The organism is Achromobacter veterisilvae (assembly GCF_900496975.1).
Taxonomy (GTDB): domain Bacteria; phylum Pseudomonadota; class Gammaproteobacteria; order Burkholderiales; family Burkholderiaceae_B; genus Achromobacter; species Achromobacter veterisilvae.
Window position 1 is genome coordinate 33,042 of the sequence record NZ_UFQC01000048.1, and the last position, 10,277, is coordinate 43,318.

11 protein-coding genes, 1 tRNA gene and 1 pseudogene are annotated in these 10,277 nt (G+C 64.4%); 3 read left to right on the plus strand and 10 right to left on the minus strand.

Features of this window, described 5'->3' with window-relative positions; genetic code table 11:
• Positions 1 to 2 precede the first annotated feature (2 nt).
• The 6 genes from AVE30378_RS28545 to petA form a co-directional block, all read right to left on the minus strand.
• Positions 3 to 78, minus strand: a tRNA-Thr gene (locus AVE30378_RS28545).
• Between the two features lie 81 nt (positions 79 to 159).
• On the minus strand, positions 160 to 609 hold the full coding sequence (locus tag AVE30378_RS28550; RefSeq protein WP_129246002.1) for a ClpXP protease specificity-enhancing factor: 450 nt from the start codon (positions 607 to 609) through the stop codon (positions 160 to 162).
• Positions 610 to 622: 13 nt separating this feature from the next.
• The gene (locus AVE30378_RS28555; RefSeq protein WP_006388039.1) at positions 623 to 1,234 is read right to left on the minus strand and encodes a glutathione S-transferase N-terminal domain-containing protein; all 612 of its coding nucleotides are present in this window, start codon (positions 1,232 to 1,234) and stop codon (positions 623 to 625) included.
• 153 nt (positions 1,235 to 1,387) lie between these two features.
• Positions 1,388 to 2,239, minus strand: coding sequence for a cytochrome c1 (locus AVE30378_RS28560; protein WP_129246004.1), 852 nt, complete (start codon positions 2,237 to 2,239; stop codon positions 1,388 to 1,390).
• A gap of 23 nt (positions 2,240 to 2,262) precedes the next feature.
• Complete coding sequence (locus AVE30378_RS28565; RefSeq protein WP_129246006.1) at positions 2,263 to 3,651, minus strand: cytochrome b; 1,389 nt, start codon at positions 3,649 to 3,651, stop codon at positions 2,263 to 2,265.
• A gap of 74 nt (positions 3,652 to 3,725) precedes the next feature.
• Positions 3,726 to 4,367, minus strand: a complete 642-nt coding sequence (gene petA / locus AVE30378_RS28570) for a ubiquinol-cytochrome c reductase iron-sulfur subunit (protein ID WP_129246008.1) — start codon at positions 4,365 to 4,367, stop codon at positions 3,726 to 3,728.
• A 140-nt stretch (positions 4,368 to 4,507) separates the two neighbouring features.
• Between petA and mscL the strand changes: the two genes are divergently transcribed.
• Positions 4,508 to 4,957 (plus strand): large conductance mechanosensitive channel protein MscL, encoded by a 450-nt coding sequence (mscL, locus tag AVE30378_RS28575; RefSeq protein ID WP_129246010.1) that lies wholly within the window; start codon positions 4,508 to 4,510, stop codon positions 4,955 to 4,957.
• Between the two features lie 123 nt (positions 4,958 to 5,080).
• Here the strand turns inward: mscL and AVE30378_RS28580 are convergent, their stop codons facing one another.
• Entirely contained in the window at positions 5,081 to 5,842 is a 762-nt protein-coding gene (locus AVE30378_RS28580) for an aldolase (RefSeq protein WP_129246012.1), read from the minus strand.
• Between the two features lie 145 nt (positions 5,843 to 5,987).
• Here AVE30378_RS28580 and AVE30378_RS28585 point away from each other — a divergent pair, with 145 nt between their 5' ends.
• A complete protein-coding gene (locus AVE30378_RS28585; RefSeq protein ID WP_129246014.1) occupies positions 5,988 to 7,016 on the plus strand; it encodes a helix-turn-helix transcriptional regulator in 1,029 nt (342 codons plus the stop codon).
• Positions 7,017 to 7,050: 34 nt separating this feature from the next.
• Here the strand turns inward: AVE30378_RS28585 and AVE30378_RS28590 are convergent, their stop codons facing one another.
• From AVE30378_RS28590 to AVE30378_RS28600, 3 genes are all read right to left on the minus strand, one after another.
• Entirely contained in the window at positions 7,051 to 8,382 is a 1,332-nt protein-coding gene (locus tag AVE30378_RS28590; RefSeq protein WP_129246016.1) for an MFS transporter, read from the minus strand.
• Between the two features lie 48 nt (positions 8,383 to 8,430).
• Complete coding sequence (locus tag AVE30378_RS28595) at positions 8,431 to 9,057, minus strand: glutathione S-transferase family protein (RefSeq protein ID WP_129246018.1); 627 nt, start codon at positions 9,055 to 9,057, stop codon at positions 8,431 to 8,433.
• A gap of 276 nt (positions 9,058 to 9,333) precedes the next feature.
• Complete coding sequence (locus tag AVE30378_RS28600) at positions 9,334 to 10,110, minus strand: Nif3-like dinuclear metal center hexameric protein (RefSeq protein WP_129246020.1); 777 nt, start codon at positions 10,108 to 10,110, stop codon at positions 9,334 to 9,336.
• A 19-nt stretch (positions 10,111 to 10,129) separates the two neighbouring features.
• Between AVE30378_RS28600 and AVE30378_RS32925 the strand changes: the two are divergent.
• Positions 10,130 to 10,277, plus strand: a pseudogene (locus tag AVE30378_RS32925) (2-alkenal reductase); the annotation flags it as partial.

Consider the following 10,277-nt stretch of genomic DNA (forward strand, 5'->3'; position numbering starts at 1 on the left):
ATTGGTGCCGGTGAAAGGAATCGAACCCTCGACCTTCTCATTACAAGTGAGCTGCTCTACCAACTGAGCTACACCGGCGTTGCGTGCCGGGGGCACGCGCAGGGACCGCATTGTAATGAAAAAATGCGGTTGCCGCGTTGGACTGGCCGCAGGCAGGCGCTATTTGACGATGGTCAGGCGCGGACGCTTGGGTTCGTCGTCGTCTCCGCCGTCGTCGTCGGGGGCGGTGGCGGCATCGGAGCCTTCAGGCGCGGCGGTCGCGGCCGTGCCCTGGGCGCCGGCGGCCGGCGGTTCGTAGGGCTGCACTTCGAAGCCCATGCCCGCGCCGGTTTCGCGCGCGTAGATGGCGCTGACGGCCCCCACGGGAACGTAGACGTTCTCGGTCACGCCGCTGAAGCGGGCCTGGAATTCGATGAACTCATTGCCCAGCACCAGGCGGTTGGTGGCCAGCGTGCCGACGTTCAGTGTGATCTGTCCGTCACGCACGTGGGCGACGGGCACCATGGTGTGCTCGTCGACCTGCACGGTGATGTACGGCGTGTAGCCGTTGTCGGTGCACCATTCATGCAGCGCGCGGATCAGATACGGTTTGGTCGAAGTTTCACCCATCACGCAGCCAGCCTCAACGACGCATCACTTTTTCCGAAGGCGTCAGCGCTTCGATATAGGCCGGACGCGAGAAGATGCGTTCGGCGTACTTTTGCAGCGGAGCCGCGTTCTTGGGCAGTTCGATGCCGTAGTGGTCCAGGCGCCACAGCAGCGGGGCCACGGCCACGTCCAGCATGGAGAATTCCTCGCCCAGCATGTACTTGTTCTTCAGCAGCATGGGGGCCAACTGGGCCAGGCGGTCGCGGATGTTCTGGCGCGCGTTGGCCAGCTTCTTTTCGTCGGGCTTGGCGCTGCGGTCTTCCAGCGTCGAGACGTGGACGAACAGTTCCTTCTCGAAGTTGTAGAGGAACAGGCGGGTGCGGGCGCGCATGACCGGGTCGGCGGGCATGAGCTGCGGGTGCGGGAAGCGCTCGTCGATGTACTCGTTGATGATGTTCGACTCGTACAGGACCAGGTCGCGTTCGACCAGAATGGGCACTTGACCGTACGGGTTCATCACCGAGATGTCTTCGGGCTTGTTGTACAGGTCGATGTCGCGGATCTCGAAATCCATGCCTTTTTCGAACAACACGAAACGGCAGCGTTGCGAAAACGGACACGTGGTTCCGGAATAGAGCACCATCATGGCGGTAAGTCCTTTATGAAAAACGAAAGGCCAGCGCCTTAATCTAGCAGGCGCTGGCCCCAATTGCCAGGCTGGATAGGCGTACGGCCCTATCCGCCGATTCCGTCCCCATTTGCAGCCGGGGACGGCGGAAAACCTGGCGGGGCGTTGCGGTTAGCGCACGTGTTTCCAGTACGAGGCATTCAGGCGCCAAGTAACCAGGAAGAACAACAGCAGGAACAACATGACGCCGACACCGAGACGGACGCGGAACGTCTGGACGGGTTCGGCCATCCAGGACATGAACGCGGTCAGATCGGCGATGTCGTTGTCGTATGTTGCGACTTGGGCCGGGTTGCCGGCCTTGAATTTGGCATCGAAGGTGGCATGGCCGTGGTAGTTGGCTACCGGTTCGGCCTTGACCGTGGAAAAACCTTGTGCATCGTACACCGTGGTGACGCGTTCCCAGGTTTTGGGCGCGCCTTCCTTGCCTTCCACCTCGTGCATGGCGACGGTCGTGAGCTCGCGCGGACCCTGGCGTTCCCAGAGGGCGTGGGGCATGCCCACGGCCGGGAAGACCAGGTTGTTCCAGCCCGTGGCGCGCGACGTGTCGCGGTAGAAGGTGCGCAGGTAGGTGTAGATGTAGTCGGAACCCGAGGGGCCGGCGTTCACGGACTTGGCGCGGGCGATCACGGACAGGTCCGGGGGCGTCGTGCCAAACCACTGCTTGGCGTCCTTCGGGGTCATGGCGACGTGCATCATGTCGCCGACCTTTTCGCCGGTGAACAGCAGGCTTTCCTTGATTTGCTGGTCGGTCAGCCCGATGTCCTTGAGCTTGTTGTAGCGCATCGAGGACGCGCTGTGACAGTTCAGGCAGTAGTTGACGAACAGCTTGGCTCCGTTCTGCAGCGACGACATGTCGTTCACGCGGTACGGGGCCTTGTCCAGCGGGAATCCGCCTTCAGCGGCGAAAGTGGAGGTGCACGCGAGCATCAAGGCCACGGCACCAATCAGCTTCTTGATCATGGTTAATCCGTTATCTGGTGGGCTCAGTGGGCGTGGAACGTAACGCGCTCGGGCACTTTCTTGAAGGTGCCCAGGCGGCTCCAGACCGGCATCAGGAAGAAAAATGCCAGGTACAGCAGCGTGCCGATTTGCGACGTGATGTTCAACGGCGGACTGGGCGGCTGCGTACCGATGTAGCCGAGCACCAGGAAGTTGACCATGAAGATGCCGTAGATCCACTTGTGCCACGTGGGGCGGTAGCGGATCGACTTGACCGGGGAATGGTCCAGCCACGGCAGGAAGAATAGGATGACTACGGTGCCGCCCATGGCGACCACGCCCCAGAACTTGGCGTCGATGGCGCGCAGCAGCACGGCCACGACGATCAGGATGCCGGGGATGGCGACGCGCATGATGCCCTTCAGGTTGCTCTTGACGAGCAGCGCGATGGCGCCCAGCACGGACGCGCCCGCCAGCACCCACGTGAATTCGTCGGTGGTGGCGCGAAGCATCGAGTAGAACGGCGTGAAGTACCAGACCGGGGCGATGTGCGGAGGCGTCTTCAGCGAGTCGGCGGGGATGAAGTTGTTGAACTCGAGGAAGTAGCCGCCCATTTCCGGCGCGAAGAACACGATGAAGGCGAACACCAGCAGGAAGCCCGCCACGCCCATCAGGTCATGCACCGAGTAGAACGGGTGGAACGGGATGCCGTCCTTGGGACGTCCGTACTTGTCCTTCGGGCCCTGTTTGATTTCGATGCCGTCCGGGTTGTTCGAGCCGACTTCGTGCAGCGCGACCAGGTGGGCCGCGACCAGGCCCACCAGCACCAGCGGGATGGCGATGACGTGGAAGGCGAAGAAGCGGTTCAGCGTGGCGTCCGACACGACGTAGTCGCCGCGGATCCAGATCGACAGTTCAGGGCCGATGAACGGAATGGCCGCGAACAGGTTCACGATCACCTGGGCGCCCCAATACGACATCTGGCCCCAGGGCAGCAGGTAGCCGAAGAAAGCTTCGGCCATCAGACAGAGGAAAATCGCGACGCCGAAGATCCACACGAGTTCGCGCGGCTTGCGGTAGGAACCGTAAAGCAGCCCGCGCAGCATGTGCAGGTACACGACGACGAAGAACATCGACGCGCCGGTGGAGTGCATGTAGCGCACCAGCCAGCCCCAGGGGACTTCGCGCATGATGTATTCGACGGATTGGAACGCGCGTTCGGCATCCGGCTTGTAATGCATGACCAGGAAAATGCCGGTCACGATTTGCAACACCAGCACCAGCAGGGCCAGTGAACCAAAGAAATACCAGAAGTTGAAGTTCTTCGGTGCGTAGTACTCGGACAAATGGGCTTTCCAGGTGGAGGTCACCGGAAAGCGCCGGTCCAGCCAGCCCAACAGGCCTGTCGTCTCGACGGTTTTCTCGCCAGCCATGTAACGGCTCCTTCTCTCACGTGGCGTAATGCGGATTTACTTACGTAATTTCGGGAAAAAGCGCGACGCGAGCGTCAGGCCTTGTTGTCTTCATCGACGCCCACGATGATGCGGGTATCGCTGAGATATTGGTACGGCGGAACTTCGAGGTTGTCGGGAGCGGGCTTGTTCTTGTAGACCCGGCCGGCCAGGTCGAACGTGGAGCCGTGGCAGGGGCAGAGGAATCCGCCTTGCCAACTGGCGCCCATGCCGCCACCGCCACCGGTTTCGAAGTGCGCGGTGGGCGAGCAGCCCAGATGGGTACAGATGCCGACGCAGACGAAGATCTCGGGCTTGCGCGAGCGGCCTTCGTTTTCGGCATAAGCGGGAGTGAAGCCGGGCCGCTTGGAGTCAGGATCGGCCAGCAGGGCGTCCTGGGTCTTGAGGCCGGCGAGCTGTTCGGGCGACCGGTGGATGATCCATACCGGTTTGCCGCGCCATTCGACCGTTTTCATGGCGCCGACGGGAATGTCGCCGATATCCACTTCCACGGGTGCCCCGGCCGCGCGGGCCTTTTCAGAGGGGGAAAACGTGCTCACTAACGGTATTGCCGTTGCGACACCTGCTACGCCACCCACAGCACAGGCGGTGGTTACCCAGAAACGTCGCGAAGGATCGGGCGGCAGGTTTGGATCAACCGCACCGTCATCATCATGCACCAGCGTATCCTGACTCATCTTCCTATCCTTGTTGATGCGCCCGCTCTACGAGTAGCATCACTTCTGCGGCATCGGCTTCGCGGGAATATGTAACAACATAGCAACCGCGTATTATAGCGCCAGCCCACTGGCGGGCGTATCACGAAGGGAGTGCTTTTATGAGCAAAGCGACTGGTTTCGTCAAAGAATTTCGAGATTTCGCTGTAAAAGGCAACGCGGTGGACCTCGCGGTCGGTGTCATCATCGGCGCGGCTTTCGGCAGGATCGTCGATTCGCTGGTGAAAGACATCGTCATGCCGCTGGTCAATTTCGTGCTTGGCGGTTCGGTCGATTTTTCAAACAAGTTCCTGATTCTGTCGATGCCGGACGGCTATAGCGGCCCCATGACCTACGCCGACCTCACCAAGGCGGGCGCCAACGTGTTCGCCTGGGGCAATTTCGTCACGATCATCATCAACTTCGTGCTGCTGGCCTTCGTGATCTTCTGGATGGTCAAGGCCATCTACAAGGCCCGCACCAAGGCCGAGGAGGCGCCGGCCGCCCCCGCCGCGACGCCCGAGGACGTGGCCCTGCTGCGCGAAATCCGCGATCTGCTCAAGAAGCCCTGATCCGACACTGCCGCAGGCCCGGGAGCCGCGCAAGAGCGGGTCCGGGCCGCGGCTGGCGGACGTTCCCGCCGGCGCATGCCGGCCCCCGCTGAACGATCCGCGGCCGGTTTTCCCCCGCTAGCCCTATTCCGCGGCCATTTGGCGTTCGACGCGGCGCGCAAACATGGCGAAGCTCGCGCGCACGATACTGGGCTTCAACAGGAAGTCGTGCGACTCGGCTGCCAGCGCGTCATTGACCGGCTTCACCTCGCCATATGCGGCCGCCGCCTGCAACTGATTGCGCGCCGCGCGCTCGATCAGCACCGACAGGTACAGCGCTTCCTCGACGCAGGATCCGGCGGCCAGGAAACCATGGTTGGCCAGCAGGATGCAGCGTTTGTCGCCCAGCGCCGCCGAAATGATCTCGCCTTCCTGGTCGGCGATGGGCAGGCCGGGCCATTCCTTCAGATGGGCACAGTCGTTATGGAACGGCGTCGCATCCATGTGCGCGACGACCAGCGGCCGGCCCGTCATGGACAGCGTCGAAACGTGGGGCGGGTGCGTGTGGATGATGCACTGCACGTCGGGGCGCTGGCGGTAGACCCAGAAGTGGAAGCGCACGGCGGGGTTGGGCGTGCCCGGGCCGTCGAGCACTTCCATGTCCTCGTTGATGCGGATGACCGAGGCCGGGACGATTTCGTCGAAGGCCTGGGCCATGGGGGTCGTCAGGAACGTGCCGTCTTCCTTGCGCACGGTGATCTGGCCCGCCAGGGTTTCCGAATGGCCTTCGCTGGCGAGAATGCGGCAACTCAAGGCCACCTTTTCCTTCTCGCCCCAGTTCCCGAAGTCGAGCTTGTTCGCGGAGCGTGCAAAGAAGGCGTCGGCATGGGCTTGTTTTTCCAGCATGGGGTCTCCTTGGGGATAATGGCTCAATTACACGCCGACCGAAGCTGCCTGCAATTGACCGATCACGAACGCGGGTTGACTCATTGCGACAGGAACGCAGGCGCCTCCCGGCCGCCGACGGCCGATCCGACAGAGTGTTCCGAGCATGCCACGCGCCAGCCAGACAGTGAATCAACCCGCCCGGCCCGCCTGTTCCGAGGCGGATCTCAATTTCGCACCCCGGTTCCGTCCCTTCTACGCACAGGAGATCGCCGGCTACGAGCGCGAGCTGGACAAGCTGGTCCTGCCGGGGGAATTCAGGGCGTTGACGGAACGGCCCAGACTGCAATTGCAGGCCTGTCGCCTGCGCGCGGGCGGGCTGGTGGTGAGCCTGGAGTCCACGCCGATCAGCGTGCATCACCGGGCGGATCACGCGGCCGATCTGGAGCACGCGGAGTTTCTGGCGAGCTTCGTGATCGCGGGGCACGGCGTCATCGTCCAGAATGAGGCCACGCTGCCGCTGGAGCCGGGGGACGTCATCTTCCGCACGACCGCGCTGCCGTCCGAGATCCGGATGTACACCGATTCGCGCATCGTGGTGGTGAAGGGGCCGCTTTCGCGCCTGCTTGGCGCGCACAGCCTGGCGATGTCCCAGTTCACCGCGCAGCGCGGGGTGGCCGGCTTGCCGATGGTGCAAACCGCCCATCGCTGCCTGCATCATGTGTTCTTCGACAAGGCGGAATCCAATCCCACCTCGTCGCTGTTTGCCGAGCAGGCGCTGCTTGCGCTGCTGGCCTCGATCTACACCAGCCAGGCGCTGGAGAAGATCCCGGGCGATGCGCGCGCGCCCGCCGACAACTGGCAGGTGCTGGCCAGCTACATCGATGCCCACATCACCGATCCTGAACTGTCGGTGCAGGCGGTGGCGGACGTGCTGCGCGTCACCACGCGCTGGGTGCACCGGCTGTTCAAGACGCGCGCACTGCAATACACCAGCTATGTGCGCGAACGCCGCCTGCAACTGGCCCGAGAAGCGCTGGAGGATCCGCGCCGCTCGCACGTCGAGATCAAGGAGATCGCCGCCTCTTGCGGATTCCAGCATGCGAGCCATTTCATCCGCCGCTTCCATGAACGCTTCGGCATGTCTCCCGCCTTGTACCGCAAGACGGCCAGAAGCGGCAGCGGCGGCGCGTAGGTCCGCGCCGCCTGTGCGTGGATGGCTTCGCGCGTCAGCCGCGGCGCAAGTCCTGCAACGTGGGCTTCATGAGAAACGCCGAGGTGCCGGCGACGATGCCGAGGAACGCCAGATAGACACCGACGGGAAGAATGCTGTCGAACTTCTGGACCAGCGTCGCCGAGATCAGGGGCGCCAGGCCGCCGCCGATGGCCGCCGAGAACTGGACCCCGATGGACAGCCCGGAATAGCGCAACTCGGCGGGGAACTGGGCGCTGTAGAGGCTGGATTGGGGCGCGATCATGATCGCGTAGTTGAAGGCCATGGCGACGAAGACGGCAAGGCTGTATGCCATCAGCGAGCCGCTGCCCACCGCGAGAAAGATCGGGATGGCCATGAGCCCGAGGAACATGCCGCCCCAGCCACAGACGCGGCGCGCGCCGATGCGGTCGGCCAGCATGCCGAACAGCGGAATGGTGAACATCAGCACGCCCGCGCCGTAGAGCAAGGCATGCAGCGCGTCGGCGCGGCTGAAACCCAGCTTGGACACGGCGTAGGACACCGAGAACACCAGGAAGGTATAGATCAGGGTGACCTCGGCGATCTTGCAGCCTATGCACAGCAACAGCGATTTGCCATGCGCGCGCAGCAGTTCGCCCAGGGGCATCTTGTCGTCCAACGGCTGGCTGGCCTGCGCCTTCTCGCGCTTGACCCGCTCGAACTCCGGCGACTCGTCGATACCGTGGCGGATGAACAGGCCGACGACGATGAGCACGGCGCTGGCCAGGAACGGCAGGCGCCAGCCCCAGGACAGGAAGTCCTCTTCCGGCAGCCGCGTCACCAACGCGAAGGAGCCCACCGACAGCAGGATGCCCAAGGGCGCGCCCACCAGCGGCAGGCTGCCGAAGAACGCCTTCCATTTCGGCGGCGCGTGCTCGACCGCCATCAGCATGGCGCCGCCCATCTCGCCGCCGAACGACAGGCCCTGGCCGATGCGCAGCACCACAAGCAGCACCGCCGCCGAGATGCCGATCTGTTCATAGGTCGGCAGCAGCCCGATGAGCACGGTGCATATGCCCATCAGCAGCAGGCTCAGCGTCAGCATGGACTTGCGGCCAATGCGGTCGCCGAAGTGGCCGAACAGAATGCCGCCGATGGGCCGCGCCAGCATGCCGCTGGCGAACGCGCCGAAGGCCGCCAGCGTGCCGGTGACCGGATCGAACTGCGGGAAGAAGATCTTGTTGAACACCAGGGCGGCGGCGGTGCCGTAGGCGAGGAAGTCGAAGGCTTCCACGGCGGTGCCGATGACCGTCGCGACGGCGACCCGGAACAGGTTCGGTTTCTTGTGTGATTGGGCAATGGGCTGCGCGGCCTGTATGGCGTCCATGTCGTTCCCTCTTGTCTTGTAGTAATGGTTTGTCGTTGCGTGCGGGGCTCAGGGGCCTGGCGGCACGTATCCCGGCAACTGCCGTATGCGCTCGCGCCACGCTGCAATGGCGGGATAGGCGGCGATGTCGATGGCGGCTTCCTCGGCCAGCGCCAGGTAGCCGTAGCAGGCGATGTCGGCCACGGTCGGCGCATCGCCGCCGGCCAGCCATTCGTTTTCCGCAAGGCGCTTGTCCATGCGTTGCAGCACGCGGTCCGTGCGGGCCTGCATGCCGGGCACGTCGAGCAGGGCCTCGCTCACGCCCAGGTGGTGCGCCGCTTCGGCGTTGCTCACCACATGCGTCAGCCGCAGCGGCTGCAGGCTGTTGGCGATCTCGTTGGCGGACACCGATATCCAGGCGTGCATGGCGCCCATGCGGGGCGGCGGGGCCAGCCACTGGGGGGCGTAATGGTGCGCCAGGTGCAGCAGGATGGCGTGGCTGTCCCAGATGGCGGTGTCGCCATCGGTCAGCGCGGGGATCTGCTGGAAGGCGCTGACGCGCTCGAACTCCGCGGTCTGGTTCTTGCGGGCCAGCACGTCGACGAACGTGCTTTGGTAGTCCCGGCCGATGAGCGCAAGAAAGAGGCGGACCTTGTAGCAGTTGCCGGAGCGCGGGTGGTCGTAAAGGGTCAGCATGCAGTGGCTCCGCGTGTAGGAGGCCCGGCCGGGAAAGGTCCGGCGGTGGGCGGCTGCATGGAATGCTAGGGCTGCGGGCGCCGGCCAGAATTGACGGAGAGAGAACCGCGATTGACCAGATGCGACGCGTAGGCGCCGCTTTGATCGCGCCCCCTGGTTTTCCCGTAGCCAAGTTCGGCCGATTCAGAGCCTGCCGGCGCGCGGGGCCGCCGTTGGCGCCATGAAATGCAAACGCCCCCTTGCGGGGGGCGGATGACGGGTGGCGCGCGATGCCTGTTATGCCGGATTGTCGATGTCGACGAATTCGACCTTGATGCCGAAGCGCTCGGCCACCGCCTGCCCCAGCGCCTCTACGCCGTAGCGTTCGGTGGCGTGGTGGCCCGCGGCGATGAAGCCCACGCCGGTCTCGCGCGCCAGGTGCACCGTGGATTCGGACACTTCGCCCGTGATGTAGGCGCTGGCGCCCGCGTCCGCGGCATCGGCCAGCATGCCCTGGGCGCCGCCGGTGCACCAGGCGACCCGCGCCAGCGGCTGGCCGGGATCGCCCACGACCAGCGGCTGCCGCCCCAGGCGCTGGGCGACGCGTTCGCCCAGTTGGCCCAGCGTTTGCAGTCCGGGGGCGTCGCCCAGCCATACCAGATTGTCCGGCCCACAGGTCTGCGGCGAACCGTCATCGCGCAGCGCCGGAGCCAGGCCCAGCACGCGGGCCAGTTGCGCGTTGTTGCCCAGCGTGGGGTGCGCGTCCAGGGGCAGGTGGTAGGCGTACAGGTTCAGGTCGTTCTTCAGGGCCAGGGCCATGCGCGCGCGGCGCGTGCCGATGACGCGGCGGTCTTCGTTGCGCCACATCCAGCCGTGGTGCACCAGCACCGCATCCGCGCCGCGTTCGACCGCCACGCGCAACAAGGCTTCGCTGGCGGTAACTCCGGCGATAATGTGTCCGATTTCGGATCGGCCTTCCACCTGCAGCCCATTGGGGCAGTAGTCCTTGAAGCGCGCCGCTTGCAGGGTGTCGTCCAGCCAGTTGGCCAGGACGCGGGAGTCCACTTTACTCATTGCTCGTCCTATCAGAAACATGCGCCGATATTGGCTGATATTCGCTCAGGCCGTCACGGTCTGCCTGGGTATTCTATTCGTGGTCACGACCTTGCGGCCCGACCTGCTGCGGCTGGCCGGGCCGGCCGCGGGGCCGCAGGCCGCCACGGCGGCGGCCAGGCCGCCCG

Excerpts from the sequence above, each read along its gene's own strand:
- AVE30378_RS28580 (WP_129246012.1), bottom strand. The coding sequence starts at position 5,842 with ATGCTGGAAAAACAAGCCCATGCCGACGCCTTCTTTGCACGCTCCGCG.
- petA (WP_129246008.1), bottom strand. The coding sequence starts at position 4,367 with ATGAGTCAGGATACGCTGGTGCATGATGATGACGGTGCGGTTGATCCA.
- AVE30378_RS28560 (WP_129246004.1), bottom strand. The coding sequence starts at position 2,239 with ATGATCAAGAAGCTGATTGGTGCCGTGGCCTTGATGCTCGCGTGCACC.
- AVE30378_RS28585 (WP_129246014.1), top strand. The coding sequence starts at position 5,988 with ATGCCACGCGCCAGCCAGACAGTGAATCAACCCGCCCGGCCCGCCTGT.
- AVE30378_RS28595 (WP_129246018.1), bottom strand. The coding sequence starts at position 9,057 with ATGCTGACCCTTTACGACCACCCGCGCTCCGGCAACTGCTACAAGGTC.
- AVE30378_RS28565 (WP_129246006.1), bottom strand. The coding sequence starts at position 3,651 with ATGGCTGGCGAGAAAACCGTCGAGACGACAGGCCTGTTGGGCTGGCTG.
- AVE30378_RS28600 (WP_129246020.1), bottom strand. The coding sequence starts at position 10,110 with ATGAGTAAAGTGGACTCCCGCGTCCTGGCCAACTGGCTGGACGACACC.
- mscL (WP_129246010.1), top strand. The coding sequence starts at position 4,508 with ATGAGCAAAGCGACTGGTTTCGTCAAAGAATTTCGAGATTTCGCTGTA.
- AVE30378_RS28555 (WP_006388039.1), bottom strand. The coding sequence starts at position 1,234 with ATGATGGTGCTCTATTCCGGAACCACGTGTCCGTTTTCGCAACGCTGC.
- AVE30378_RS28590 (WP_129246016.1), bottom strand. The coding sequence starts at position 8,382 with ATGGACGCCATACAGGCCGCGCAGCCCATTGCCCAATCACACAAGAAA.
- AVE30378_RS28550 (WP_129246002.1), bottom strand. The coding sequence starts at position 609 with ATGGGTGAAACTTCGACCAAACCGTATCTGATCCGCGCGCTGCATGAA.